General features: G+C 75.0%; 14 protein-coding genes, 3 tRNA genes and 1 pseudogene. 10 read left to right on the top strand and 8 right to left on the bottom strand.

Annotated features, from left to right (window positions below; all coding sequences use genetic code 11):
- The first annotated feature begins 450 nt into the window (after positions 1-450).
- Positions 451-2,106, top strand: a complete 1,656-nt coding sequence (locus LUZ64_RS10970; RefSeq protein WP_095584661.1) for a long-chain fatty acid--CoA ligase — start codon at positions 451-453, stop codon at positions 2,104-2,106.
- 183 nt (positions 2,107-2,289) lie between these two features.
- Here LUZ64_RS10970 and LUZ64_RS37115 read toward each other — a convergent pair whose 3' ends face one another.
- Positions 2,290-5,088, bottom strand: coding sequence for a helix-turn-helix transcriptional regulator (locus LUZ64_RS37115; RefSeq protein ID WP_269755662.1), 2,799 nt, complete (start codon positions 5,086-5,088; stop codon positions 2,290-2,292).
- 297 nt (positions 5,089-5,385) lie between these two features.
- Here LUZ64_RS37115 and LUZ64_RS10955 point away from each other — a divergent pair, with 297 nt between their 5' ends.
- Positions 5,386-6,228, top strand: a complete 843-nt coding sequence (locus LUZ64_RS10955; RefSeq protein ID WP_095584544.1) for a catalase — start codon at positions 5,386-5,388, stop codon at positions 6,226-6,228.
- A 223-nt stretch (positions 6,229-6,451) separates the two neighbouring features.
- Here the strand turns inward: LUZ64_RS10955 and LUZ64_RS10950 are convergent, their stop codons facing one another.
- Complete coding sequence (locus tag LUZ64_RS10950) at positions 6,452-7,735, bottom strand: MFS transporter (protein ID WP_232389916.1); 1,284 nt, start codon at positions 7,733-7,735, stop codon at positions 6,452-6,454.
- Between the two features lie 146 nt (positions 7,736-7,881).
- Between LUZ64_RS10950 and LUZ64_RS10945 the strand changes: the two genes are divergently transcribed.
- Positions 7,882-8,481 carry a TetR/AcrR family transcriptional regulator gene (locus LUZ64_RS10945; RefSeq protein WP_095584534.1) on the top strand — a complete coding sequence of 200 codons (600 nt, stop codon included), beginning with the start codon at positions 7,882-7,884 and terminating at the stop codon, positions 8,479-8,481.
- 255 nt (positions 8,482-8,736) lie between these two features.
- Here the strand turns inward: LUZ64_RS10945 and LUZ64_RS10940 are convergent, their stop codons facing one another.
- Positions 8,737-13,665 carry a PAS domain-containing protein gene (locus tag LUZ64_RS10940; protein WP_232389917.1) on the bottom strand — a complete coding sequence of 1,643 codons (4,929 nt, stop codon included), beginning with the start codon at positions 13,663-13,665 and terminating at the stop codon, positions 8,737-8,739.
- 201 nt (positions 13,666-13,866) lie between these two features.
- Positions 13,867-14,355 carry an SSI family serine proteinase inhibitor gene (locus tag LUZ64_RS10935; RefSeq protein WP_232389918.1) on the bottom strand — a complete coding sequence of 163 codons (489 nt, stop codon included), beginning with the start codon at positions 14,353-14,355 and terminating at the stop codon, positions 13,867-13,869.
- A 206-nt stretch (positions 14,356-14,561) separates the two neighbouring features.
- Between LUZ64_RS10935 and LUZ64_RS10930 the strand changes: the two genes are divergently transcribed.
- The 3 genes from LUZ64_RS10930 to LUZ64_RS10920 all read left to right on the top strand — a co-directional run bounded on the left by LUZ64_RS10930 (position 14,562) and on the right by LUZ64_RS10920 (position 15,195).
- A tRNA-Ser gene (locus tag LUZ64_RS10930) sits at positions 14,562-14,652 on the top strand.
- Between the two features lie 348 nt (positions 14,653-15,000).
- A tRNA-Arg gene (locus LUZ64_RS10925) sits at positions 15,001-15,073 on the top strand.
- 48 nt (positions 15,074-15,121) lie between these two features.
- Positions 15,122-15,195, top strand: a tRNA-Met gene (locus LUZ64_RS10920).
- Positions 15,196-15,245: 50 nt separating this feature from the next.
- On the opposite strand, the gene LUZ64_RS10915 is transcribed toward LUZ64_RS10920, so the two are convergent.
- Positions 15,246-16,133, bottom strand: a complete 888-nt coding sequence (locus LUZ64_RS10915) for a TIGR03620 family F420-dependent LLM class oxidoreductase (protein WP_095584313.1) — start codon at positions 16,131-16,133, stop codon at positions 15,246-15,248.
- A 247-nt stretch (positions 16,134-16,380) separates the two neighbouring features.
- On the opposite strand from LUZ64_RS10915, the gene LUZ64_RS10910 reads away from it, so the two are divergent.
- The 3 genes from LUZ64_RS10910 to LUZ64_RS10900 all read left to right on the top strand — a co-directional run bounded on the left by LUZ64_RS10910 (position 16,381) and on the right by LUZ64_RS10900 (position 19,811).
- On the top strand, positions 16,381-17,169 hold the full coding sequence (locus tag LUZ64_RS10910; protein ID WP_095584314.1) for a response regulator transcription factor: 789 nt from the start codon (positions 16,381-16,383) through the stop codon (positions 17,167-17,169).
- Between the two features lie 78 nt (positions 17,170-17,247).
- Positions 17,248-18,762 carry an MFS transporter gene (locus tag LUZ64_RS10905; RefSeq protein ID WP_095584315.1) on the top strand — a complete coding sequence of 505 codons (1,515 nt, stop codon included), beginning with the start codon at positions 17,248-17,250 and terminating at the stop codon, positions 18,760-18,762.
- Between the two features lie 251 nt (positions 18,763-19,013).
- On the top strand, positions 19,014-19,811 hold the full coding sequence (locus LUZ64_RS10900; protein WP_095585079.1) for a TetR/AcrR family transcriptional regulator: 798 nt from the start codon (positions 19,014-19,016) through the stop codon (positions 19,809-19,811).
- Between the two features lie 182 nt (positions 19,812-19,993).
- Here the strand turns inward: LUZ64_RS10900 and LUZ64_RS10895 are convergent.
- A pseudogene (locus LUZ64_RS10895) lies at positions 19,994-21,535 on the bottom strand (MDR family MFS transporter); the annotation flags it as partial.
- 165 nt (positions 21,536-21,700) lie between these two features.
- Positions 21,701-22,180, bottom strand: a complete 480-nt coding sequence (locus LUZ64_RS10890; protein WP_095585080.1) for a MarR family winged helix-turn-helix transcriptional regulator — start codon at positions 22,178-22,180, stop codon at positions 21,701-21,703.
- Positions 22,181-22,671: 491 nt separating this feature from the next.
- On the opposite strand from LUZ64_RS10890, the gene LUZ64_RS10885 reads away from it, so the two are divergent.
- A complete protein-coding gene (locus LUZ64_RS10885; protein WP_095581266.1) occupies positions 22,672-22,893 on the top strand; it encodes a hypothetical protein in 222 nt (73 codons plus the stop codon).
- Positions 22,894-22,942: 49 nt separating this feature from the next.
- Here LUZ64_RS10885 and LUZ64_RS10880 read toward each other — a convergent pair whose 3' ends face one another.
- Positions 22,943-23,773, bottom strand: a complete 831-nt coding sequence (locus LUZ64_RS10880) for a hypothetical protein (protein WP_095581265.1) — start codon at positions 23,771-23,773, stop codon at positions 22,943-22,945.
- Positions 23,774-23,833 lie beyond the last annotated feature (60 nt).

Below are 23,833 nucleotides of genomic sequence, written 5' to 3'. Positions count from 1 at the left end.
TTCGTGCGGGCGATATTGACGGCCACCGAGCACTCGGACCTGATCGACGCGGCGCGCGTCTGCGTGTCGGACGCGGTGACGGCCGTCCTCCCCCGCGCTCGTGACGGCGTGGTCACCGTCGAGGTGTACGTGCGCCCCGGGGGTGTGGGCGTCGAGGTGGAGGAAGCGCCCGGCACGCGGCGGCGCCACCGTGAGACGCGGACGCGGAGTGAACCTGAGCGCGGGCTCGTCCTGATCCGCAGACTGTCCCACTCGTCCGGCGTGGAGTGGACGCGGGGCGGAAGGAACCACGAGGGGGCCAAAAGGGTCTGGTTCGAGTTGTGCGGACCATGGGCGGCCTCGGCGGCCGGAGAACGTCGCCGCAGAGTAGTGACTTACCGAGGGGAACGAAAGCAGAATCTCAGGGAACTACCTCGCGCAACGCGGCGCGCAGATATGGGAGGCCCCTCGGTGCTGAGCACGATGCAGGACGTACCGCTGACCGTGACCCGCATTCTCGCGCACGGCGCGCGCGTGCACGGGGACGCGGTCGTGACCACCTGGACCGGTGACGGCGAGCCGCTGCGGCGGACGTTCCGCGAGGTCGGGGCCCGGTCCGTACAGCTGGCCCACGCGCTCCGCGACGAGCTCGGCGTCGTCGGCGACGAGCGTGTCGGCACGCTGATGTGGAACAACAGCGACCATCTGGAGGCGTATCTCGCGATCCCCTCCATGGGTGCCGTCCTGCACACGCTCAACCTGCGGCTGCCTCCCGAGCAGCTCGCCTGGATCGTCGGTCACGCCGCCGACCGCGTCGTGATCGTCAGCGGCTCGCTGCTGCCCCTCGTGGCCCCGCTGCTGCCGCACCTGGGCTCCATCGAGCACCTCGTCGTCTCCGGCCCCGGCGACCGGTCCGCGCTGGAGGGCTGTCGCCCCCAGGTGCACGACTACGAGGAGCTGCTCGCCGGCCGCCCGGCCGAGGGCTTCGACTGGCCGGAGCTGGACGAGCGCCAGGCCGCCGCCCTCTGCTACACCTCCGGGACCACGGGCGAGCCCAAGGGCGTGCTCTACAGCCACCGTTCGATCTACCTCCACGCCATGGAGGTCAACGCCGCCGCGTCCTTCGCGCTCACCCCGGCCGACCTCGCCCTCCCGGTCGTCCCCATGTTCCACGTGAACGCGTGGGGGATGCCGCACGCGGCGTTCATGGCGGGCGCGTCGCTGCTGATGCCCGACCGCTTCCTCCAGCCCGCCCCGCTCGCGGAGATGATCGAGACCGAGCGGCCGACGGTCAGCGCCGGCGTGCCCACCATCTGGTCCGGCCTGCTGAGCGAGCTCGACGCCCGCCCCCGGGACATGACCTCGCTGAAGACCGTCGTCAGCGGCGGCTCGGCCTGCCCGCGCGCCCTGATGCGCGGCTTCGAGGAGCGGCACGGTGTGCGGATCGTCCACGCCTGGGGCATGACGGAAACGTCGCCGCTGGGCACCATCGCGTACCCGCCCATCGGGGTGACCGGCGAGGAGGAGTGGGAGTACCGGCTCAGCCAGGGCCGCATCCCCGCCTCCGTCGAGCTCCGGCTGGCCGGGCCGGGCGGCGACCACCTGCCCTGGGACGGCGAGTCGGCGGGCGAGCTGGAGATCCGCGGCCCGTGGATCGCGGGCGCCTACTACGGCGGTGCCGGCCAGGAACCCGTCCTGCCCGAGGACAAGTTCACCGAGGACGGCTGGCTGCGCACCGGCGACGTCGGCACGATGAAGCCGAACGGCTTCCTGACCCTGACGGACCGGGCCAAGGACGTCATCAAGTCCGGCGGCGAGTGGATCTCCTCGGTCGAGCTGGAGAACCACCTGATGGACCACCCGGAGATCGCGGAGGCGGCGGTCATCGCCGTACCCGACGAGAAGTGGGGCGAGCGTCCGCTGGCGGCGGTCGTCCTGCGCGACGGCTCGACCGTGGACTACGCGGGACTGCGGGCGTTCCTCGGCGAGCGCGTGGCGCGGTGGCAGCTGCCGGAGCGCTGGGTGAGCGTCCCGGCGGTGCCGAAGACGTCGGTGGGCAAGTTCGACAAGCGGGCGCTGCGGAAGCTCTACGCGGAAGGTGACTTGGAGGTATCGGTCCTGGGCTAGTGCGGGACGGGCCCCGGCCCGGTCGGGACGGCGGCCGCGGGAGGGCGACGAGCCGTGTGGCGCCCGCGGCCCTGGCCCCGGCCCCAGCCCGGCCCGGCCCGGCACGGTGCCGGGCCGGGCCGGAGCGTAGCCCTGCTCCCGGCCTTCGGCCCGCGCCTCCCGGCCTTCGGCCCGCGCCCGCCGTCACCGCGTCAGGCGCGGCCCGTCCTCGAAGTCGACCCCCGTCAGCTCCGTTCGGCAGGTGACGCCGATCTTCGGGAAGACGTTCGACAGATGGTGCCCCACCGTCCTGGGGCTGATCAGCAGCCGTGCCGCGATCTCGCGGTTGGTCAGGCCCTCCGCCGCCAGCCGGGCCACCCGGCGCTCCTGCGGGGTGAGGCTCGCGCCCGTGTCCCCGGGGCCGGGGCGGCGCGGCTGCCGGCCGGTGAGCTCTCGCTCGGTCAGGGCACGGGCCAGCAAAGGGGCCGCGCCGAGGCGGCGGAACGTCTCCGCCGCCTCCGCCAGCTGCGCCCGGGCGTCCGTACGGCGCCGGGCGCGCCGCAGCCACTCGCCGTACAGCAGCCGCGTACGGGCGTGGTCGAAGGGGCGCGCCGCGGCGCCCGGCCCGGCCAGCGCGGACCGGAAGAGCGCCTCCGCCTCCGCCGGGTCCTCGGCCAGCAGCGCGGCGCAGCGGTCCGCGGCCGCCGCCGCCCACGCCGTGCCCGTACGGTCCGCCCACTCCCGCAGCCGCCGCGCGTGCGGCAGCGCCGCCTCCGGCCGGCCGGCCCGGACCGCCGCCTCGGCCGCGTCCGCCGCCGAGAGCAGCGCGAACGTGCCGTGCGCGGCGTCGTGCCCCGGCTCGGACAGCCGCTCCAGCAGGCCGGACGCCTCCTCGGCGCGCCCGGTGTGCAGCGCCAGCTGCCCCCGGCTCCAGTACGCGGCGGCGGTCAGCGCCCGCATCCCGCGCGGCACCGACCGCTCCAGCGCCCGCGCGCTCAGCTCCTCGACGGCCGCCTCGTCACCGCGCGCCGCGGCCGTCCAGGCCAGGACGTTCCGGCACTGCGACGCGGCGTGGTCGGCGCCGATCTCCTCGGCCAGCCGCAGCGTCTCCGCGGCGTTCGCGGTGGCGTCGGCCCACCGCCCGCGCACGAGGTCGAGCGTCGCGGTCTGCGGCACGGTCAGTACGAGCGCGGTCGCCGCGTCCGTCCGCCGCAGCCCGGCGACCTTCCGTTCCAGGGCCTCCGCCAGCGCCTCCTCGGCGCCCCACGCGATCGCGAGCGGCGCGGGCGGCATCAGCCGCCACGAACCCGCCCCGAGATGGGCGACGGCCTCGTCGGTCAGCGCGGGCGCGGTGCCCTCCTCGCGCCACCAGCCCGGCAGCGCCGGCGGTACGTCCGGCAGCGCGGTGAGCACCCGCAGCGCCGTGTCCTGGAGCGCGGGCGAACCGGCCGACCAGCCGGCCCGTACGGCCACTCCGGCCAGCTCCACCGCCTTCTCCGGCCGGGAGAGGGCCGGGACGTCGCGCAGCAGGTGGCGGTGGGCGGTCTCCTGGTCGCCGTGGGCGAACTCGATCAGCCCCCGCAGGCCGCCGCTCACTTCGGCGACCTCCTCGTCCGACGACAGCCGCGCGGCCCGGTCGAGCAGCTCCCGCGCCGCGTCCACCCGCCCCGCCTCCCACGCCGCCCGCGCCCCGCGCGCCAGGCGTACGGCCGCCCCGGCGGGCCCGGGGGAGAGCTCCGCCGCGCGCCGCAGGATTCGCTCGGCGGACGCGCAGCCCCCGCGCGCCCACGCCCGGGAGGCCGCGTCGGTCAGCAGCGCGGCGACCTCCTCGTCGGGCCCGTCGCAGGCGGCGGCCAGATGCCAGGCGCGCAGTTCGTCGGCGTCCTCGCCGGCCAGCGCCCGGGCGAGGGCCCGGTGCGCGGCGCGCCGCGCGGCGAACGGCGCGTCCTCGTAGACCACGGCCCGGACGAGCGGATGGCGGACCCGCACCCGGCCGTCGCGCGCGGTCAGCAGCCCGGACCACCGCACCTCGTCCCAGACGTCGTCGCCGGCGCCGAGCTCCGCGGCGGCCTCGCGCAGCACCCACTGTTCGCCCCGTTCCTCGGTGGCGATGAGCAGGAGGAGGGTGCGGGCGGCGGGGGTGAGCGCGTCGATACGGGAGTGGAAGGCGCGGCGGAGCCGGGGGCCGACCGGGAACGGCGGGGTGGCGGTGGGGGCTTCGGGAAGTCCGGGGGCGGCGGGGGCGGCGGACTCGGCGGTGTGCCGTGCGCCGGGCAGGGCGCCGGGCAGGGCACCGGGCGGCGCGCCGGGGTGCTCCGGTCCCACGGGATCCAGCGTGCCCGGCAGTTCCTGGAGCGCGAGCGGATTACCGGCCGCCACCCGGACCGTACGGTCCAGGGTGAGCTCGTCGGCGCCGGGCCGGGCGGCCCTGGCGAGCAGCCGCGCGTCGGCGTCGGCGAGGCCCGTGACCTCCAGCGACGGCAGCCGGCCCCAGGGGCCGCGGGCGGGGTCGGCGTGGGTGGCCAGCAGCAGGGCGACCGGCTCGGTGCGCAGCCGGCGGGCGACGAAGCAGAGGCAGTCGACGGTCGGCTCGTCCAGCCACTGGGCGTCGTCGACGGCCAGCAATACGGGCTGTTCGCCCGCGAGTTCGGACAGCAGGGTGAGGGTGGCGGCGCCGATCAGGAAGCGGTCGGCGGGGTCGCGGTGGTGCCCGAGCGCGCCGCGCAGCGCGGCGGCCTGCGCGGCGGGCAGCGTGCCGATGCGGTCCACGACCGGCCACAGCAGCTCGTGCAGCGCGGCGAAGGCGAGCCCGGACTCCATGCGCGTGCCCCGGCAGCAGAGCACGGTGAAGTCCGCGGCGGTGAGGGCGGTGTCCTCCAGCAGCGCGGTCTTGCCGATACCGGGATCGCCCCAGAGCACCAGTCCCGCCCCCGAGCCCTCGCGCGCCCCGTCCAGAACGCGGTCGAGCTCCGCTTTTTCGTGGTGCCGTCCGTACAGCGTCATTTGTTGGAGATCCTATAAGGGGGCATTTCAGATCTCCGTCAGGGAAAGCCATGGTGTGTGTCACCAAATCCCTTGATGGAATGGAAAGTTCCGTTTATGGCGGGGCGGGGCGGGGCGGGGTGGGTCGGGGCAGGGCAGGGCGGTAAGGGGCCGGTACGGGCCGGTGCGGGCGACGCCGTCGCGCGCGGTGCGCGGGAGGTTCCCCGAAAGAGGCGGTACGGCCCGTTCCGGCCAATCGCGGCGCCACCGATACGGTGACCGATTCACTCGCGGCGCCGGGCTCGTAACGTCGACACCATGCAGCCCTCCGCCATCGCACTGCCTTCGGTCACTGTCGGCGCCGACGCTCCCCACGACGGCGTCCCGCCCGCCCGCGGCATCTGGGTCACCGGCCGCTTCGACCCGTCCCCCGAGGCCGCGGCCCTCGGCTCGGCCGCGCTGCTGACCGGGCCCGAGGTCCCGGTCGTCGCGCACTTCTCCAGCGCGCCCCGCGGGCGGAACGGCCACGACGGCGCGCCCGGCGAGCAGCGCCTCGCGGTCCGCTTCCACGCGGGCGAGGGGCGGGAGATGGACCTGGTGGCCGGCACCCTGCCGGTGTTCTTCGCCCGTACCGGCGCCGACATGCGCGAATACCTGCGGGCGGTCCGCTCGCCCGACCCGGCGGCCGTCCCCGCGTTCCTGGAGCGCCACCCGGAGGCCGCCACGGCGACGGCCCTGGCGGAGGCGTCCCGGCCGGCCGAGAGCTTCACCGGGGTGGCCTACCACGCCGTCCACACCTTCGGCCTCGTCGACGCCGCCGACCGGACCCGGTGGGCCCGGCTGAGCTGGCAGCCGGAGCGCCCGCTGCCCGCGCTCACGCCGGACACGGCGCTCGCCCGCCCGGCGGACTACCTCACGGCGGGCCTCCCGGACCGCCTCCCGGCGCGCTTCCGCCTCACCGCCCAGCTGCCCTGCCCGGACGACACGCCCGCGCTCCACGACCCGACCCGCCTGTGGTCTCAGGAACCGGCCCGGACGGCGGTGCTGGGCACGCTGGTGCTGGACGCGGTGTACGCGCCGCCGCCGGGGCGGGAGCCGCGGTTCGATCCGCGGCGGCTGCCGGTGGGGTTCGTGGCGCCGCGGGACGGGGTGGCGGGGTGAGGGTGGGGTGACGGCGGGTCGCCGCCGCGCGGGCCCTGTCCCCTACCCGCCCCTTCCCGAATGTCCTCAGTCGCCGGACGGGCTGAGATTCAGCCCGTCCGGCGACTGAGGGCCGGGGCCCGGAGCGGGGGCCCCGGGTCGGAAAGGGGCGGAGCCCCGGGCCGGGAAGGGGCGGGGCCGGGGAAAGGCCCCGCGCAGCGGCACCCCCTACGCCCCGCCCCCGCTACGCGGAAGCGGCAGACGCGCGGGACGCCGCCCCGCCGACCCACCCCGCCGCCATCCACACACAAGCGATGGCACACACCCCGTTCCAGCCCCACCACGCGAACGCTGGCCCCGCGAGCGCCGAAGCCGACGCCCCGCCCAGGAACCCCGTCACCACGTACGCCGTGTTCGCCGACGCCGGCTTCGCGGTCGCGCCCAGGGCGCGCGTCTGGTTGGCGACCTGACCGGCCATCAATCCGGCGTGGATCAGCACGGCGGCCGCGTAGAGCGCCCACAGGCGGTGGCCGCCGAGCCAGAACAGCGGCAGGGACAGCGCCGCGAGCGCGTACCCGGACGTCACGACGCGGCGCGGGCCGAAGCGGTCGATGAGCGTGCCCGAGACGGGGGCGACGGCGCTGGAGACCAGGCCGAACAGGCCGAAGAGGCCGGCGGTCGCGGTGGACAGATGGAACGGTTCGTCCGCCGTCAGCAGCAGCGCCAGCGTCGTCCACAGGGCGCTCCAGGCGCCGAACAGGCCCGCCTGGCGCAGGCACGCGGCCCGCAGCTCCGCCGACGACCTCATCAGGCCCGGCAGTGCCGCGATGGTCCTGAGCGGCCGGGCGCGGCGGGGCGGCCGGGTCTCCGCCGGCAGCAGCGCGGCGGTCAGCAGGCCGATGGCGACCGTCAGGGCCGCCGCGCCGTAGAAGACGGCGCGCCAGCCGTACGCCTGACCGGCGATCCCGCCGAGCACGCGCGCGGCGACGATGCCGGTGAACAGGCCGGCCACCACCGCCGCCACATGCCGGGCGCGGCGCTCCGCCGGGGCGCGCTCGGCGACGAGCGGGACCAGCAGCTGCGGTACGACGGTGGCGGCGCAGGCCACCAGGACGGCGGTGGCCAGCGCGGGCAGTCCGGGCGCGAGCGCGGCGGCGACGAGCGCCAGGCCCGCGAGGCCGGACAGGACGCCGACGAGGCGGCGGCGGTTCGCGGTGTCGCCCAGCGGGGCGAAGGCCAGCAGGCCGAGGGCGTACCCGAGCTGGGCCACCGACGCCACCCAGCCGACCGCGGAGGGCGCGACGCCGAAGTCCTCGGCGATCAGGCCGAGGAGCGGGGCCGCGAGGTAGATGTTCGCGGCGGTGACGGCGGTGCACAGGGCGATGACGGACAGCAGGACGCCGTTGCGCGGGCCGGTCCGCGAGCCCTCGCCGGCCGGGGATCCCGCGGGGCGTCCGCGCGCGGCGGTGCCGGTGGCCGCGACGGTGGGTCCTGGGCTGGTGCGGGTGGGTGTCGGCGGTGTCGGCATGGGTGGTGGACGCTCCCGGGAGGACGGCTTCGGCTCGGCTTCGGCTCGGCTTCGACTCGGACACAGACTTACAACCAACTGGTTGGTTGTAAGTCTGTGGTTCGCGTGCCCGGACTGTCAACCAAATAGTTGGTTACCCTGTGTGCATGGCAGTAGTCAGGGACCCCGAGGCCACCAAGGCGCGCATCTTCGCGGCGGCCACCGCCGAGTTCGCCGCCCACGGCATCGCCGGCGCGCGCATCGACCGCATCGCGCGCGAGGCCAAGGCCAACAAGCAGCTCATCTACGCCTACTTCGGCGACAAGGCCGAACTGTTCTCCCAGGTGCTCCAGCGGGCCCTCCTCGACCTCGCGCGCGCGAACCCGGTCGACGCGGAGGACCCGGACGGCTACGTCGACCGCCTCATGGAGTACCACCGCGTTCACCCGGAACTCCTGCGCCTGCTCCTCTGGGAGGGCCTGGAGTACGGCACGGCCGAGATCCCCCACGAGGCCGAACGCCGGGCGAGCTACGAGGCGAAGGCGGGGGCCTTCGCCGACGCCCAGGAGAAGGGCACGGTGGAGCGGATCCTCCCGCCGCAGGACCTGGTCTTCATGATCAGCGCCCTGGCGGGCTGGCCGTCCGCCGTCCCGCAGTTCCGCCGCCTGCTGGTGGGGGAGACGGAGGCGGACGCGGCTCGCCTGCGGGAGTCCGTGCGGACGGCGGCTCGGCGGCTGACGAGGCGGGACGAGGGGGACGGGGCCTGACGGTTCGCCGCTGCGCGGGGCCTTTTCCCCAGCCCCGCCCCTTCCCGAACCGGGGCTCCGCCCCGGACCCCGGTCCTCAAGCGCCGGACGGGCTGATTCGTTGCCCGGAACCGGGCGGAATTCAGCCCGTCCGGCGCTTGAGGACACCGCGCGTCAGCGCGGCCGGGGGCCGGGGGCTTGCCCCCGGTTACGGGAAGGGGCGGGTAGGGGACAAGGCCCCGCGCAGCGGCACCCACCCCCACCCCCGGCCGTCGATCAGTCCGTACCGATCTTCGACAACAGATCCACGATCCGCCCCTGCACCTCCGCACTGGTCGACCGCTCCGCCAGGAACAGCACCGTCTCGCCCGTGGCCAGCAGCCCCAACTGCGCCGGGTCCGCCTCCGGGGACGTGTAGACGACCAAGGGCGTACGGGCCAGCAGGCCGTTGCCGCGCAGCCAGTCGACGATGCCCGCGCGGCGGCGCCGCACCTGCATCAGGTCCATGACCACGAGGTTCGGCCGCAGCTGTGCCGCGAGCGTGACCGCCTCGGCGTCCGTCGCCGCGCGCGCCACCTGCATACCGCGCCGCTCCAGCGTCGCCGTCAGCGCGAGCGCGATCGGCTCGTGCTCCTCGATCAGCAGCACCCGGGGCGGGTGCATCTCGCTGTCGCGCGGCGCCAGCGCCTTGAGGAGGACGGCCGGGTCGGCCCCGTACGCCGCCTCGCGCGCGGCCTGGCCCAGACCGGCCGTCACCAGCACGGGGACCTCCGCCGCGACCGCCGCCTGACGCAGTGACTGGAGCGCCGTGCGGGTGATCGGACCGGTCAGCGGGTCGACGAACAGCGCGGCCGGGTACGCCGCTATCTGCGCGTCGACCTCTTCGCGCGAGTGCACGATGACCGGGCGGTAGCCGCGCTCGGTGAGCGCCTGCCGCGTCGAGTCGTCCGGCGCCGGCCAGACCAGCAGCCGGCGCGGGTTGTCCAGCGGCTCCGGCGGCAGCTCGTCGTCCATCGGCGGGCGGGGGGCGCTCACGACCTCCACCGCGCCGTTGGGCCCGTCGAGCGGTTCGGGGCCCTCGGAGCCCTCGTCCGGCGCGCCTATGGCGAACGCGCGCCCCTCCGGGCCGCCGAGCGGCTGCGGGCGGGCCGCGCTCGGCGGCGTGGTGCGCGCCTCGCGCTCGCCCTCGGCGGGGTTGCCCAGCTTGCGGCGGCGCCCCGAGCCCACGGGGGTCCCGCCGGGCGGGGTGTCCCCGGCGCCGGGGCCCTGCCCGAGCGTACGGACGCTGATCTGCCGGGCCTTGTCGGCCTGCGCCGCCGCGCCGGGCTCCTCGGCGAGCGCGCGACGGGCCCGGCGGCGGCCGGTCGGCGCGTCGGCCTGCGGGGGCGCGTCCGCGGTGGGCGCGGCCTCGTGCCGCTCGCTCCGGCCGGGGCCGTCGGCCTCCTGCGGATGCGGGGTGCCGAAGGGGGCCGGGGCCCCCTGACCCGGGAGCGCGCCGGTACGACCGGACGCCTCCCCTGACGCGTCGGCGCCCTGGGGGTGCGGCCCGGGGCCGTCGGGTGCCTGCCGCGGGTGCGGGGGCGCGAAGGGCGCGCCCGATGCGGGCCGGGGCGCCGGGTCCTGTGCGCCGGTCCCACGCGGGGGGCCGGCGGCGTACGGGCCGTCGCCGCCCTCGGGCCGCGCGGCCGCGTCCGCCGGTACGACCGGGACCGGCCCGGTTCCCGTGCCGGGCGCGGTGCCCGGACGCCCGGGCGGGTTCGGCGCGGACGCGGGGTTGCCGGGACCGTCGGGGCCGACGGGACGCGGGCCGGGTCCGCCGAGGCCCGGGCGCGGCGGCGCGGGAAGGCCACCCGCCGGGCCGTCGGCACCGTACGGGCCGGGGACCCGGCCGGTCGGCGGTACGGGATCGTCCGGACCCGCGCCCATGGCCTCGGCGCCGAAGGGACCGGGCAGGGGGCCGTTGGGCGCGTCCGCGCCGTACGGGCCCTGGCCGGGGCGGACGGTGGTGTCGGCGGCGTACGGACCCGGGCCCGCCTGCGGCGCGGGGCCGTCGGGGCCCTGCGGTCCCTGGCCGGGGCGGTCCGAGGCGCCAGGGGCGTATGCGCCGGGGCCCGCCTGCGACACGGGGCCGTTCGGGCCTTCACCAGGGGCGTCCGGGCCGTAGGGCCCCTGGAGTCCCTGGCCGGGGCGGGCAGGGGCGGCGCCACCGAGGCGGTTCGCGGGATCAGCGCCGTACGGGCCCTGGCCGGGCCGCGGTGCCGGGCCGTTCGGGTCCTGCGGTCCCTGGCCGGGGCGGGCGGCGGTGCCCCCCGGGTGGTTCGCGGGGTCGGCGGCATACGCGCTCCGGCCCGCCTGCGGTGCCGGCCCGTTCGGGTCCTGCGGTCCCTGGCCCGGGCGGGGAACGGTGCCGCCGCCGGGGTGGTTCGCGGGGTCGGCGCCGTACGCGCCCGGGCCCGCCTGCGGCGCGGGACCGTTCGGGGCGTGCGGGTCTTGCGGTCCCTCGGCCGGGCGGGCGGGGCCGACGGCGTACGGGCCCTGGCCGGTCCGCGGTGCCGGCCCGTTCGGGTCCTGCGGTCCCTGGCCGGGGCGGGCGGCGGTGCCCCCCGGGCGGTTCGCGGGGTCGGCGCCGTACCCGCCCCGGCCCATCCGCGGTCCGGGTTCGTTCGGGCCTTCGCCCGGGGCTCCCGGGGCTCCCGGGGCGTACGGGGCCTGCGGTCCCTGGCCGGGGCGGGCGGGGGTGCCCCCCGGGTGGTTCGCGGGACCGGCGGCGTACGGGCCCTGGCCCGCCCGCGGTGCCGGGCCGTTCGGGCCGTACGCGTCCTGGCCCGGTGCGCCCTCCGGGCGCCCCGCTTCGGCGCCCGGCCGTTCCGGCCGGTTCTGCGGGGGCACCACGGCGTAGGGCGCCGACGCGCCCTGGCTCACCCGGGCCGCCAGTTCGTCGCCCGCCCGCGCCCCGGGGCCGGGCTTCGGGGCCGGGGTGTCCGGGCCGGGCGCCCCGGGACGGTCGGCCGACGGGAGGGCCGTCGCGCTCGGGGCGTCGGAGCCGGGGGTGCGGTCGGCGTCGGCCGGGGGGAGGGCGAAGACGGCCCGGGGGACGGCCGGTTCCGCGTTCGCCTGGCCCGGAATCGGACGCTCCGCTTCCGCCAGGGAGCGGCGGGCGCGCCGCCCGGAAGGCGCCGCCGCCGGGACGGACTCCCCGGGCGGAACGGGCCCGGGCGTGCGGTCCGCCTCCGCCGGAGGCAGCGCGAAGGCGGCGCGCGGTGCCTCCGCGGCCTGGTCACGGGCCTGGTCGCGGGCCGGGTCGCGGGGCTGGTCACGGCGGGCCCGGCGGCCCGTCGGCGCGGCCGTGCCCTGCGGCGGTACGAGGCCGCTCGCGTCCGCGGGCTGCTCCTCGTCCGCACGCGGCCGCGCCCGCCGACGCCCCGTCGGCTGGGGCTGGGGCGGGGCCTCGGGCTGCTGGGGCTGGGGCGACGGCTCCGGCCGCTCGGCCGCCTCCGCGGGGGCCGCCGGGGCGGGCTTCACGGGCGGCGCGGCCTCGTCCGGCGCGCCGCGCCCGGCCCGCCCGCCACCGCTCGCACCGCCGTCGCCCGCACCGCCGCCTACCGGCCCGCCACCACCGGCCGGCCCGCCGCCGCCCCCGGCGGCATCCGTGCCGCGCGCCCGCTGCGACGGCACCGGCATGACCGTCGTCGCGTTCATCGTGTCCGTCGCCGACCGCTCCGCCGTCGCGGACGCGGACACCGGGCCGGCCTTCGCCGACACCGGCACCTCCAGGACGTAGGCGTGCCCGCCCGCCGCCCCCGGCACGTCATGGGTCTGGAGCACCCCGCCGTGACCGCGCACGATGCCCCGCACGATCGGCGCGTGCACCGGGTCACCGCCCGCGTACGGGCCCCGGACCTCGACGCGCACGACCTCGCCGCGCTGCGCCGCCGCCACCACGATCGTCCGGTCGCCGGAGGCCGCCGCCGCGCCCGCCGGGGCGCTGCCCGTCGCGTCGACGCCCGCGACGTCCGCGATCAGGTGCGCCAGCGCCTGCGCGAACCGCTCCGGGTCGACCTCCGCCTCGATCGGCGGCGCGTGCACCGCGAACTGCGCCCGGCCGGGGCCGATCAGCTCGACCGCGCCCTCGACGCCCGCCGCCACGACCTCGTCGAGGGAGACGCTCTCCCTCGCGAGCTTCTCCTCGCCCGCGTCCAGCTGCTGATATGCCAGGACATTGTCGACAAGCGTGGTCATCCGCGCGTATCCGGCGGAGAGGTGATGCAGGATCTGGTTAGCCTCGGGCCACAGCTGTCCCGCCGGGTCCGCGGCCAGCGTGCCGAGCTCGGCACGCAGTTGTTCGAGCGGCCCGCGCAACGAGCTCTCCAGGACGGCCAGCAACTGCGCGTGGCGGGCCGCCAGCGCGTCGTGCGCCCGGCGGTCGGTGAACGTCATCACCGCGCCGACCAGCTGGTCACCGTCGCGCACGGGAGCGGTCGTCAGGTCGACGGGCACCGCGCGCCCGTCCTTCGCCCACAGGACCTGGCCGCGCACCCGGTGCTTGCGCCCCGAGCGCAGCGTGTCCGCGATGGGCGATTCGTCGTACGGGAACGGCGTGCCGTCCGGGCGCGAGTGATGGACGAGCGGATGCAGCTCCTTGCCGCCCAGGTCGCTCGCGCGGTAGCCGAGGATCTGCGCGGCGGAGGGGTTGACGAGGACGACCTTGCCGTCGGTGTCGACACCGACGACGCCCTCCGCCGCAGCGCGCAGGATCATCTCCGTCTGGCGCTGCTGACGGGCGAGTTCGGCCTCGGTGTCGAGCGTGCCGGTGAGGTCGCGGACGACCAGCATCAGCAGTTCGTCGCCCGTGTACGGCTGATGGTCGGCGTAAGGGGTGCGGCCGTCCTCCAGATTGGCGCTGGTCACCTCGACGGGGAACTCCGAGCCGTCGGTGCGCCGGGCGACCATCCTGGTCGGCTTGGTGCGATTGTCCGCGTTGTCCGGGAGGCGCATCGAGCCGGGGATGCGCCGCGAGTCGAAGTCCGGGAGCAGCGAGAGCAGTCCACGGCCGACGAGCCCGGTGCCGGGCACCTCGAAGGTCTCCAGCGCTATGTGGTTGGCGTTGACGACGGTGCCGTTGCAGTTGACGAGCAACAGCGCGTCGGGGAGGGCGTCGAGTATGGCTGCGAGGCGAGCAGCGCCTCGGGATGGCCTGCTGCTCACGACGACGCTTCCTCCCTGGTTACCGCACCTTGCCGACCGCGCCCGGCGGTGGCGTCACTCTTCCCCACCGCCGTGTGGCGTGTCACTGGAGGGAAGTCTAAAGGCTGTGGAGGCGGGGGCGACGGCGGACGACGCGTGCGGCGAGGCGCGTCGAGGGGCCGCTCCGGGGCGTCCTGCCGCAGGCCGGACATGCCTCTCGTGTCAGCTCTTGGTGGTGCTCTTCGGGCCTTCGAGGAGGCTGGAGAAGCGGTCCCAGCGGGCCGTCTCACACCCGTTCTTCCGGTTGAACTCGGCGTTCACCCGCCTGCCGGCCCAGGTTCCGGTGACCCGTGCCCGCTGCGGTCCGCCGTAGATCATCGTGCAGACGCTGTCCTTGGGAACGGGTGCGAAAAGGTCCTTGCCCCAGTGCGTCTGGCGGTCGAGCTGCGCGCACGCCTCCTTGGCGTTGCGGTACGTGCCGCCGTCGGGGTGGCAGTAGAGGTGGTGCGTGCCGCTCCAGGAGCCGCTGTCGGTGACCGTGACGGTGAGGTGGTCGCCGGGCTCGGTGCCGGGCAGCGGGAGCGGCAGGGCGCTCGCGGTGGCGGGGGCGGCGAGCAGCGCGGGGGCCAGGGCGAGGGCGGCGGAGGCGGCGAGGCCGAGCCGCGCGGAACGGGAGAGGCGGGTGCGGCGGGGGAGGCGGGACACGGACATATGAGGGGCTCCAGAGCTGTGGCGGGACCGAAGGGGCCGGAGCGGACCCTTCACCCGTCTAACGCGGTGGGCGGCAACGCGTTGCGCGTCGGCAAACGTCTTTGCCCCCACGGGTGAAAGCCCGGTACCGTAGGGATCGATTGGTGGCGGGCCGCAAGGCTGTGTCATCATCTGCACGCACCACTCGCGCATGCGCGAGTGAAGCTGGAGGCGTCGCCTAGTCCGGTCTATGGCGCCGCACTGCTAATGCGGTTTGGGACTTAAATCCCATCGAGGGTTCAAATCCCTCCGCCTCCGCAGGTGCCGGAAAGCCCCGGCCGTCCTTGTGACGGCCGGGGCTTTTCGCATGAACGGCCGCATGGGCAGTCGCATGAACGGCCGGCATGGGCGGCCGGACGGCGCGAGCGGTACGGGTGCGGGCCGGCCGAACGTGGTCCGCCCTCGCCGGGCCGCCGTACGAGCCTTGTGCGCGGCCCGCCCCGAAGCCCGTCCCCGGCGCGTCCCCAGCGATCTTCTCCGGAAGGCCTCCAGGGCCTGTTTTCGCAGGTCGGAGCGGGTGGGGGGAATGGATTTCGCGTCACGGCGGAGTTCATGTAATGTTGTCCACGCAACGCCGACCGGCAAGAAAATCCGCCGGGAAGCCGAGCGCTCGTAGCTTAACGGATAGAGCACTTGACTACGGATCAAGAGGTTGCAGGTTCGAATCCTGCCGAGCGCACAGCCGAGGAACCGGATTCCAGATTCTGGGGTATGGTTACTCGACCGTCGCGGGGTGGAGCAGCTCGGTAGCTCGCTGGGCTCATAACCCAGAGGTCGCAGGTTCAAATCCTGTCCCCGCTACTAAGACCGAAGGCCCGGTACTCACGTACCGGGCCTTCGGCGTTCCCCGGTCACCCGCCGAGGGGCAGCGCCTCCGCGAGGGCCCGCCATTCGGCGCGGGCGAGGGTGGCGCGGTGGTGCTTGATCCCGCCGGGCAGCACGACCTGGACGGCGATGTGGTCGGCGCCGGCCGCGATGAACTCCTGCACCCGGGCGCTCGCCGCCTCCGCGTCACCGAGGGCGAAGACCCCGTCGAGCAGCCGGTCGCTGCCGTTGCCCGCGAAGTCCTCTTCCGTGAAGCCGAGCCGCAGGAGGTTGTTGGTGTAGTTGGGCATCGGCAGGTAGAAGGAGAGGAACTCGCGCGCGGTCTCGCGGGCGCGGGACAGGTCGGCGTCGAGGACGACCTTCAGTTCCGGTGCCAGCACGGGCCCCTCGCCGAGGAGCTCGCGGGCCCGCGCGGTGTGCTCGGCGTTGACCAGGTACGGCAGCGCCCCGGCCGCCCGCTCGCCCGCGAGGGTGGTCATCTTCGGGCCGAGCGCGGCCAGCATGCGCCGTTCGGCCGGCAGCGGCACGGGGGCGGTGTCCAGCGCCGTCAGGTAGTCCTTCATCGCGGAGAACGGGCGCGCGTAGTCCTTGGCCAGGTGGCCGTGGCTGGCCCCGAGCCCGAGGACCAGCCGCTCCCGCCGCTCCGGGGTGAGCGCCGCGTACCCGGCGGCGACCTCGGCCGCCTCCTGGTCCCAGATGCTGGCGATGCTGGTGCCGACCGTGACCCGCTCGGTCGCCTCCAGCAGCGGGGCCGTGTCGTCGAGCCGGGGGCTGCCGCCGATCCAGAGCGTGCCGTAGCCGAGCTCCTCCAATTCGGCCGCCGCCTCGCGGATTTCGCCGAGCGCGTCCGGGGTGTCCGCCCGGAACGCGGTGCTCCAGAGGCCGATCGTGCCGAGGTCTGTGGTGTGTGCCATGCGAAGGTCAACCGGAGGTTTCATCCGCTTATTCCGATCTTGGTCCGTGGATTCCCGGGGCCGTGCCTTCCGCTGTTCCCGGCTGTCCGGCTGTCCGGCTGTCCGGGTGTCCGGGTGTCGGGTGTCGGGTGTCGGGTGTCCGGGTCCCCAGGTGCCCGGGTGCCCGGGAGTGGGGCCCTGTGATTTCTCAGGCGAATCACAGGTACGCGAAAGGCGGCTCTCACCCGCCGCCCCCACCCTCGTCAGCATGACCGCCACCGCCCGCACCGCACCGCCGCGCGACCGTGTGTCGCGCGACCATCCGACGCACGGCGACCTGCCGCACCGGGAGCCGTCGCGTGACGGCGGGGGCGCCGTACGCGTCCTGGTCGTCGACGACGAGGCGCCGCTCGCCGAGCTGCTGTGCCTGGCCCTGCGCTACGAGGGCTGGGACGTGCGGACGGCGGCCGACGGCGCGGGCGCGGTCCGGGCCGCCCGGGACTTCCGGCCGGACGCCGTCGTCCTGGATGTGGCGCCGCCCGACATGGACGGGCTCACCGTCCTCGGCCGGCTGCGCCGCGACCACCCCGGCGTGCCGGTCCTCTTCCTCACGGCCGGGGACGCCGCCCCCGGCCGCGTCGCCGGGCTCACCGCGGGCGGCGACGACCACGTCGCCAAGCCGTTCGGCCTGGAGGAGGTCGTCGCCCGGGTGCGGGGGCTGCTGCGCCGCTCGCACGCCGCCGCCCCGCGCGAGGGCTCCGTCCTGACCGTCGGCGACCTGGTGCTGGACGAGGACGGCCGCGAGGTCTCCCGCGGCGGCGCGGAGATCCGGCTGACCGCCACCGAGTTCGAGCTGCTGCGCTTCCTGATGCGCAACCCGCGCCGGGTGCTGAGCAAGTCCCAGATCCTCGACCGCGTCTGGTCCTACGACTTCGGCGGCCGGGCCAACGTCGTCGAGCTCTACATCTCCTATCTGCGGCGGAAGATCGACGCCGGGCGGGAGCCGATGATCCACACCCGGCGCGGCGCCGGCTACCTCATCAGGCCCGCCGGATAAAAACTCTTGTACGGCGTAGAGCTGGCCCTGTACGGTGTACAACGCTTCGGCTCGTACACCGTACAAGGGGGTTCCTTCATGACCGCGACGACCGCGGACACATCCGGCGCCACGGCGGAGATCCCGCCGCGACGCAATCCCACCCGCTGGGTGATCCTCGGAGTGATCTGCCTCGCCCAGCTCACCGTGCTGCTCGACAACACGGTGCTGAACGTCGCGATCCCCTCCCTCACGGCCGACCTGGGGGCGTCCACCTCGGACGTGCAGTGGATGCTCAACGCCTATTCGCTGGTCCAGGCGGGGCTGCTGCTCACGGCCGGCAACGCCGCGGACCGCTACGGGCGCAAGAAGATGCTGATGGCCGGCCTCGCGCTGTTCGGCGTCGGCTCGTTCGCGGCGGGGCTCTCGGAGAGCACCGGGCAGCTGATCGCCGCCCGCGCGGGGATGGGCGTCGGCGGCGCGCTGCTGATGACCACCACGCTCGCCGTGATCATGCAGGTGTTCGACGCGGACGAGCGCGCCAAGGCCATCGGTCTGTGGGGCGCGGTGAGCTCGCTGGGCTTCGCCGCCGGCCCGCTCGTCGGCGGCACGCTGCTCAACCACTTCTGGTGGGGCGCGATCTTCCTGGTCAACCTGCCGGTGGCGGCGCTCGGCCTGCTCGCCGTGGCCAGGCTCGTACCCGAGTCGAAGAACCCCAGCGGCGACCGCCCGGACCTGCTCGGCGCCCTGCTGTCCACCGTCGGCATGGCGGGCGTGACCTTCGCGATCATCTCCGGGCCGGAGCACGGCTGGACGTCCGCCCGGGTGCTCGCCTCCGCCGGGGTGGGCCTGGTCGTCCTGGCGGCCTTCGCGCTGTGGGAGCAGCGGATCCCGCACCCGATGCTCGACATGCACTTCTTCCGCGACAGCCGCTTCGTGGGCGCGGTCTCCGGCTCCGTCCTGGTGGCCTTCGGCATGGGCGGCTCGCTCTTCCTGCTCGCGCAGCACCTCCAGCTCGTCCTCGGCTACGACCCGCTGGAGACCGGTCTGCGGATGTCGCCGCTGGCGCTGATGATCGTCCTGCTCAACCTCACCGGTGTGGGCGCCCGGCTGCTGCCGAAGGTGGGCACGCCCGCCTCGATCGCCGGCGGGATGACGCTGCTGGCGGCCGGGCTCGCGGCGGTCGCGGTGCTGGGCGCGGACGGCTACGGCGGGATGCTGCTGGGCCTGGTGCTCATGGGCTCCGGCATCGCGCTCTCCATGCCCGCCATGGCCACCGCGATCATGTCGGCCATCCCGCCGGAGAAGGCGGGCGTGGGCGCGGGCGTGAACGGCACGCTCCAGGAGTCCGGCAACGGCCTGGGCGTCGCGGTGCTCGGCGCCGTCCTCAACTCCCGCTTCGCGGCGCTGGTGCCCGCGGCGGCGGTCGGCGCGGGTTCCCTGCCGGAGGCGCTCTCGCGGGCGCGGACGGACGCGGACCGGTCGGCGATCGCGGACGCGTTCGCCTCCGGGGTGCAGGCGAGTCAGCTGGTGGGTGCGGGGGCGGTGCTGGTTGGCGGTGTGCTTGCGGCGGTGCTGCTGTGGCGGGCGGAGCGGAAGGTTGTGCGGGGGTGAGTGCGGGGTCTGTGCGGGGTGGGTGCGGGTGGGGTGCCGCTGCGCGGGGCCTTGTCCCCTACCCGCCCCTTCCCGAACCGGGGCTCCGCCCCGGACCCCGGTCCTCAAGCGCCGGACGGCTGAGTTGTCGCCCGGAACCGGGCAGGGTGCGCGTGGCCACGAAGGGCGGGGTCCCGGAACGGTGATTAAGGGCAAACGGGGCGCACGGCCTAGCATTCAGGCAGGTGTCGGCAGTGAGAGGGAGAACGCGCATGCCGGGTGGGAGTCGGGCGGGGCGGCCGCGTCCCAGTGTGTGGCTGGCCGGGGCCGGGACCGCGGCTCCCAAGCGCAAGGCGGAGGGCGGCGACGGCGCCGCGCTCGACCGGCAGCGCATCGTCGCGGCCACGGTGCGGCTGCTCGACGCCGACGGGCTCGCGAAGTTCTCGATGCGGCGGCTGGCCGCCGATCTCGGCGTGACCGCCATGTCGGTCTACTGGTACGTCGACACCAAGGACGACCTGATGGAGCTCGCGCTCGACGAGATCTGCGCGGAGCTCTCCACCCCCGACCTCTCGGACGAGGACGCCGACTGGCGTGACCAGCTCCGCGGCCTCGCCACGGAGTACCGGGACCTCCTCATGGCGCACCCGTGGGCGAGTCAGCTCCTGGGCCGGTACCTCAACATCGGACCGCGCTCGATGACGTTCGCGGAGTCCACGCTCGCCGTGATGGCGCGCAGCGGGGTCGCCCCGGAGAAGCGAACGGGCTCGCTCGCCGCCCTCTTCCAGTTCATCTACGGCTTCTGCACCATCGAGGCGCTGCACCAGGAGCGCTCCCGAGCCTCAGGAGTCTCCATGGACGAGTACTTCCGGCAGGTCACGGAGCTGGTCGCGGCCCGGCCGGAGTTCACCGAGAACTACGGGAACGCGGGCGAGCTGCTCCGGGACGGCGGCGACGAGGCCGTCAGCACCCTGCGGCGGGAGACCTTCGACATCGCCCTGGAGACCGTGATCGCCGGGATGGAGGCCCTCCGGGACCGGGCGGAGCCCCCGGAGGCCGGAAACGTGTGAGGCCCCGGTGCGGTGCGCGCCGGCCGTCCCCTGCCTGCGTCTGCGCACCCTCACCGGGGCCGGTTCCCGGGAACGCCTTTGCCGTTCGGTTCCCGGGGCCGCCGCCCGTTCGCGCGCTCCGCTCGAGGCGCGCGACCGGACGACGGGGTCTGTCAGCCGCCCTGCCGGGCCGGCGTCGCCTCGGTCGGTGCCGGGGCCTGGGTGGTGGCGGTCGTCGTGCCACCGGCCTGCGCCGACAGCTTGACCTCCTTGATGAAGAGCGTGATGACGAAGGCCAGCAGCGCGCACGGGGACGCGTAGAGGAAGACGTCACCGACGCCGTGGCCCCAGGCGCTCTCGAAGACGGTGCGGATCGGGGCCGGCATCGCGTCCAGCTTCGGGATCCCGCCGCCGGAGCCGCCCTTGGCGGCGGCCGCCGCGGCCTCCGGGCCGAGGGCGGTGATGCCGTCCTTGACGTAGTCCGTCACCCGGTGGCCGAGGACCGCGCCGAGCGCCGAGACGCCCACCGCGCCGCCGAGGGAGCGGAAGAAGACGACGACGGAGCTGGCCGCGCCCAGGTCCTTGGGGGACACCTGGTTCTGCGTGGCGAGCACCAGGTTCTGCATCATCATGCCCATGCCGAGACCCACCAGCGCCATATAGATCGCCAGGTGCCAGTACGGGGTGTCGTAGCGCATCGTGCCGAGCAGACCGAGGCCCGCGGTGAGCAGCACACCGCCCGAGACCAGCCAGGACTTCCAGCGACCGGTCTTGGTGATGATCAGGCCGGAGACCGTCGACGACAGGAACAGGCCGCCGATCATCGGGATCGTCATCACGCCGGACATCGTCGGCGACTTGTCGCGGGCGAGCTGGAAGTACTGCGAGAAGAAGACCGTGCCGCTGAACATCGCGATGCCGACGAAGAGGCTCGCGGCCGAGGCCAGGGTGATCGTCGTGTTGCGGAACAGCCGCAGCGGGATGATCGGTTCGGACGCCTTGGACTCGACGTAGACGAAGACCGCGCCCAGCACGACCGAGCCGGCCACCATGACGTAGGTCTGCCAGGACAGCCAGTCGTAGTTCTTGCCGGCCAGCGTCACCCAGATCAGCAGGAGCGTCACCGAGGCGGTGATGAAGAAGGCGCCCAGCCAGTCGACCTTGACGTCCCGCTTCACGACCGGGAGCTTCAGCGTCTTCTGGAGCACGATGAGCGCGATCACCGCGAACGGCACACCCACGTAGAAGCACCAGCGCCAGCCGAGCCAGTCGGTGTCCGTGATGACGCCGCCGAGCAGCGGGCCGCCGACGGTCGCGACCGCGAAGGTCGCGCCGAGATAGCCGCTGTAACGCCCGCGCTCCCGGGGGGAGATCATCGCCGCCATGATGATCTGGGCCAGCGCCGACAGACCGCCGACGCCGATGCCCTGGACCACCCGGCAGGCGATCAGCGTGCCGGTGTTCTGCGAGAGACCGGCCACCACGGAACCGGCGACGTAGACGATCAGGGCTATCTGGACCAGCAGCTTCTTGCTGAACAGGTCGGAGAGCTTGCCCCAGAGCGGGGTGGACGCGGTCATCGCCAGCAGCGAGGCCGTGACGACCCAGGTGTAGGAGGACTGGCTGCCGTGGAGGTCGGAGATGATCTCCGGCAGGGCGTTGGAGACGATCGTCGAGGACAGGATCGCCACGAACATGCCGAGCAGCAGGCCGGACAGCGCCTCCATGATCTGCCGATGCGTCATGGGGGCGTCGGAGCCGGCGGGGCCTCCGTGCTTGTCGTGGACGGCCCCCACACCGGCGGGTGTGGTCTTAGCCATTGAGTTTCTTACTCCTGATCTCCTGGTAGGGGAGGTGGGCTCGGGAACGGGGGGTGAAGAGGGGTGAGGGCGACGGGCGGGGCACGGGGGTCAGCCCGCCGCCGCGGCGTCCGCCGCGTGCGCCAGGTGCTGGGGCCGGGCCCGGCAGTCGCCGAAGCTCGTGCGCAGCCGCGCAAGGAGGCCGGTGAGGGCGCCGATGTCGTCGTCCGACCAGTCCTGGAGGCAGGTGGCCAGCGCCTGTGTGTAGCGCGTGGACACCTCCCGTAGCAGCGCCTCGCCGTCCGGGCTCAGGCTGAGCAGCCGTGAGCGCCGGTCGGCGGGGTCGGGGAGCCGTACGAGCCAGCCGTGCTCGGTCGCGTAGGTGACATGACGACTGGTCACCGACATATCGACGGCCATCAGTTCGGCTAGCCGGCTCATCCGCAGCTCACCGTGCTTCTGGACCAGCGCGAGCACGACGGCCGACGCGGGCGAGCAGTCGGGAGGGAGCAGCCGGCCCAGATCGCGCCGGACGGCCGCGACGGCGCTCAGCTGCCGGGCGAGCTCCTCGTACTGCTCCTGCGCTGCCACGCGTCACCTCTTTCGGTTGCTTGAGGCAACCATGGAAGCAGTTATTGGTTGCTGAAGGCAAACGAAATCGTCTCTTTCCGGGTAAAGGAACGCTCAAGAGCTCGCCGGTGAGGTGTAAAGGGGCAGGTGGGAGGGGTTTGGGGGCCGATGGGGTGCGGGTGTACGGCCGGGTGCGGGTGCGGGTGCGGGTGCGGGGCGGCTGCGCCGGGCTCTGTCCCCTACCCGCCCCTTCCCGAACCGGGGCTCCGCCCCGGACCCCGGTTCTCAACGCCCGGAGCCGGGCTGGAGCGGCAGCCCCTGGCGCAGCGGAGAGCCGACCTCGGCCAGGGCGAAATCCAGCCCGGCCGGCGATTGAGGCCACCGCGCGTCAGCGCGGTCAGGGGCCCGGGGGCCTGCCTCGGGGGTGAGGGTCCGGGCGCGGGTGTCGCGCCGTCACCGAAGTGGTGGCCCGGCGCGCGCTTCGTGTTGCCTCTTCGCTAGGGTCCTGGCCTATGGCCAACCCCCATCAGCAGAACCCCGAGGGCTCCTACGACCCGGCGGGCAGCACCCAGATGTTCCGTGCCTTCGTCGACGAGGGCACGCCCGGCCGCCGCGCGGCGGCCCCGGCGGCTCCGGCCGCCACCGCTTCGTCCGGGCCGCGGGTCGGCGTGATCGTCGGTGTGGTCGTCGCGATCGCCGTGATCGCGGCGGTGGCCTGGCTCGCGCTCGGCTAGCGGGAACGTTTCCGGGGCGGCCGGGGCCGCGTCCGGCCGCGCCGTTCCGTCAGGGGCGCTTCGCCGCGTCGGACCACTCCGCCGTCACGTCCCGCGTCTCGACGTGCCAGCCCAGCGGCACCCGCCAGGCGTCGACGCAGACCGTCCAGGCCGGCTCCGCCTTTCCGCCCGCGGCGATCGGCGCCGGGAGCGGCGCCGTGGACCGTACGGTCACCCAGTCCATCCCGAGCGGGCCGATGACATGGGTGCCGAAGGTGAGGATGCCGGCGGTGACCGGGCGGCCGCCGGTGTTGTGGAGGGGGACGGTGACCCGCTCGCACCAGCGCCGGCCCTCGTCGGGCTCCCGTCGCGGTGTGCCGACGGTGAGTTCCGCGGGGCGGGTGGGCGAGGGGCCGTCGCCGGGTGCCGAGGAGGAGGGGGCCGGGGGTTCCGGCGGTCGGCCGCCGCCCGGTCCGGGGCGCGGTCCCGAAGGGGAGTGCCCGCCGCCCGTGCCGCCACCGGGTGGTCTCCCGGGGTGGGGCGAGGCCTGACCGGAGGGTCCTGCCGAGGTCTTCGGCGGCCCTGGGGCGCTCGACGGGGCGTGCGGCGCTGCTGCCGTGGAGTCCTTCGCGGGGTCGTCCGAAGGAGCTGCCGAGGCGTCGTTCGAAGGTTTTCCGGTGGGTGTCACGGACGGTCCGGATCCGCTGTCCAGCGGAACCATCTCCACACCGCCCCTGGGCGGTACGGCCCCGTCCACCGAGCGGGACGAGCCGGGTCCGGCGGCCCCCGTCGCGACATAGCCGTCGCGGTCACTACCGCCGCATCCCGCCAGCAGTGTCCCCAGGACGAGCGCGGCGGCACCGGCGGAAGCGGAGGCGGAGACTATCGTCTTCCGTCGCATCGGCCCAGTGTGGCTGACGACCCGTCAGGTGTACATACACCGGCCGGAGGCCGGTACGTA

The organism is Streptomyces albireticuli (assembly GCF_021228125.1).
Lineage (GTDB): Bacteria > Actinomycetota > Actinomycetes > Streptomycetales > Streptomycetaceae > Streptomyces > Streptomyces albireticuli.
Note: the sequence above shows the minus strand (reverse complement) of the source record. Positions and strands in the feature narration are given on the sequence as shown.

Excerpts from the sequence above, each read along its gene's own strand:
- LUZ64_RS37115 (WP_269755662.1), bottom strand. The coding sequence starts at position 5,088 with ATGACGCTGTACGGACGGCACCACGAAAAAGCGGAGCTCGACCGCGTT.
- LUZ64_RS10955 (WP_095584544.1), top strand. The coding sequence starts at position 5,386 with ATGCAGCCCTCCGCCATCGCACTGCCTTCGGTCACTGTCGGCGCCGAC.
- LUZ64_RS10950 (WP_232389916.1), bottom strand. The coding sequence starts at position 7,735 with ATGCCGACACCGCCGACACCCACCCGCACCAGCCCAGGACCCACCGTC.
- LUZ64_RS10945 (WP_095584534.1), top strand. The coding sequence starts at position 7,882 with ATGGCAGTAGTCAGGGACCCCGAGGCCACCAAGGCGCGCATCTTCGCG.
- LUZ64_RS10935 (WP_232389918.1), bottom strand. The coding sequence starts at position 14,355 with ATGTCCGTGTCCCGCCTCCCCCGCCGCACCCGCCTCTCCCGTTCCGCG.
- LUZ64_RS10915 (WP_095584313.1), bottom strand. The coding sequence starts at position 16,133 with ATGGCACACACCACAGACCTCGGCACGATCGGCCTCTGGAGCACCGCG.
- LUZ64_RS10910 (WP_095584314.1), top strand. The coding sequence starts at position 16,381 with ATGACCGCCACCGCCCGCACCGCACCGCCGCGCGACCGTGTGTCGCGC.
- LUZ64_RS10905 (WP_095584315.1), top strand. The coding sequence starts at position 17,248 with ATGACCGCGACGACCGCGGACACATCCGGCGCCACGGCGGAGATCCCG.
- LUZ64_RS10900 (WP_095585079.1), top strand. The coding sequence starts at position 19,014 with ATGCCGGGTGGGAGTCGGGCGGGGCGGCCGCGTCCCAGTGTGTGGCTG.
- LUZ64_RS10885 (WP_095581266.1), top strand. The coding sequence starts at position 22,672 with ATGGCCAACCCCCATCAGCAGAACCCCGAGGGCTCCTACGACCCGGCG.
- LUZ64_RS10880 (WP_095581265.1), bottom strand. The coding sequence starts at position 23,773 with ATGCGACGGAAGACGATAGTCTCCGCCTCCGCTTCCGCCGGTGCCGCC.